The sequence below is a fragment of the Corynebacterium sp. UMB9976 genome (genome assembly GCF_030212265.1).
Classification (GTDB): Bacteria; Actinomycetota; Actinomycetes; order Mycobacteriales; family Mycobacteriaceae; genus Corynebacterium.
In genome coordinates, this window is record NZ_JASODY010000185.1 from 1 (window position 1) to 233 (window position 233).

Annotated in this window: 1 protein-coding gene; it reads right to left on the reverse strand. The window is 63.9% G+C overall.

The genetic code is table 11. The annotated features are described in order from the left end of the window. Nucleotides 1–233 (reverse strand): hypothetical protein (locus QP140_RS10310; RefSeq protein WP_284759561.1); only part of this gene is annotated, 233 nt, incomplete at both ends.

Below are 233 nucleotides of genomic sequence, written 5' to 3' on the forward strand. Positions count from 1 at the left end.
CAGCAGGCGCCTTGAGCACGTGGCTCGGTGGCTTCATGATCGTGTGCATGATGTCGCGGAGCGTTCGTGGGCTGATGGTGTGCTCGTCGAGGTTGAGCATCATCGGCGGGTGATAGGCGATAGGGTGAGTCCACCTGAGCCGGTGGCCCGGCGGGAGGTTCCACAGCAGGGTTCTGCGCGTCAGGTTGCCGACGCGCTTGCGGTACTTGGCGTGCGTGTCAGTCACACGTCGT